The following is a 1,599-nucleotide window of genomic DNA, read 5'->3' on the forward strand; positions in this document are numbered from 1 at the left end:
GAGCAGTGCGCGCCGGCCATTGCCAGCTACGACAAGCTTCGCGATACCAGCCGCTTTAGCGGCCGTAGCAACCGACCGGCCTAAAACGCCTCACCGCCGGCGGCCGGATTGTTCACAACAATAACCACTGAGAGAAACACTGACATGGAATTAGCCTGCACCCCTGAACAATTGACCGCCGACTGGCTCAGCCAAGCCCTGCAAGCCAGCGATCTACTGGGAGGCGCCCGCGTAAGCGCAGTTAGCCAGCAGATTATTGGCACCGGCAAAATGGGTGATAACCTGCGCCTCACGCTGGAATATAGCCGGCCCTGCGCGGCGCCCGCCACCATGATTGCCAAGCTGCCCGCGGCCGACGAAACCGCGCGCAGCATGGCGGGGATGATGGGCGCCTACAGCAAAGAGGTGCGTTTCTACACCGAACTGGCTCAGCACAGCAGCATGCGCACGCCGGAAATTTATCACGCCATGCTCAGCGATGCCGGCACGGAATTTATTCTGCTAATGGAAGACCTCGCCCCGGCCGAGCCCGGCGATCAATTGCAGGGCGAAAGCCTGGAGCACGCCCGCGCCGCCTTAAGCGAAGCCGCCAAACTGCACGCGGCTTTTCAGGGTAACAAGACACTGCTGGCCGCTGACTTTATTACCAAGTCCGACCCCGACGCCGCCGCCTTCGGCCAGGAACTGCTGGTGCAAAACTGGCCCGGCTTTGTCGAGCGCTTTGGCAGCGAGGTTTCCGCTGAATGCCTGGCCTTTGGCGAACACTACGTCCACCGCCACGCCCAGTGGGTGGCCAGCTATCAGGGCGACACCACACTGATCCACGGTGACTTTCGCGCCGAAAACCTGCTGTTCGCCGGCGCCGACAAAGTCACCACCGTCGACTGGCAAACCCTGGCGGAAAGCTTTGGCCTCTGCGACGTGGCCTACTTGCTCGGCGGCAGCCTCGAGCCGGCGCTGCGCCGCGAACACGAAGCCGCACTGCTTGAGCACTACCGCCTGGCGTTGGCCGACAACGGCGTCAGCCTCAGCGCCGAAGACTGCTGGCAGCAATACCGCCTGGGCAGCATGCACGGCATTATGATTACCGTGCTGGGCGCCATGTTCAGCGCCGCGGAAGAGCGCAGCGATCGCATGTTCCTGACAATGATTCAGCGCCATCTGCAGCACTGCGTCGACCTCAGTGCGGCCGAGCTCATCCCCTGAAAAAACGGCGGCGCCAGCTTTGTGGCGCCGCCCGCTCTGCATTAAAAAGTAAACCGCAAGCTCACATCCAACTGGCGCGGCGCAATCGCCTTGCCAAAATGCGCGCCCGACAAGGTCGGAATATCGCCGCTGCCCTCCAGTGCATGCTTGTCACCGGCATTGCGCAGAAAGGCCTGCACCGACCACTGCTCGTCATCATCACTTAAGCGCATGCGCAAATTGTAGGTGCCGTACTCCGACTGAAAATCAATCGGGTCCTGGTCGGCCTGCAGAAATTTGTCGTCTTCGTAGAGCAGGTCAACCCCCACCAGTAAACCGATGGGCAGGTCCCAAAGATCGTGAAAGTAATTCAGGCTGAAATTGGCCTTCCACAGCGGCGCATTGGTCAATGGC

At 61.0% G+C, this 1,599-nt stretch carries 1 protein-coding gene and 1 pseudogene; one reads left to right on the forward strand and one right to left on the reverse strand.

The window, feature by feature from the left end:
* The first annotated feature begins 144 nt into the window (after window positions 1-144).
* Entirely contained in the window at window positions 145-1,206 is a 1,062-nt protein-coding gene (locus tag ABYM29_RS15645) for a phosphotransferase (protein ID WP_372865722.1), read from the forward strand.
* A gap of 41 nt (window positions 1,207-1,247) precedes the next feature.
* Here the strand turns inward: ABYM29_RS15645 and ABYM29_RS15650 are convergent.
* Window positions 1,248-1,599 (reverse strand): annotated as a pseudogene (locus ABYM29_RS15650) (hypothetical protein); the annotation flags it as partial.

Origin of the sequence: Spongiibacter sp. (assembly GCF_041602295.1) — a bacterium.
Classification (GTDB): Bacteria; Pseudomonadota; Gammaproteobacteria; order Pseudomonadales; family Spongiibacteraceae; genus Spongiibacter.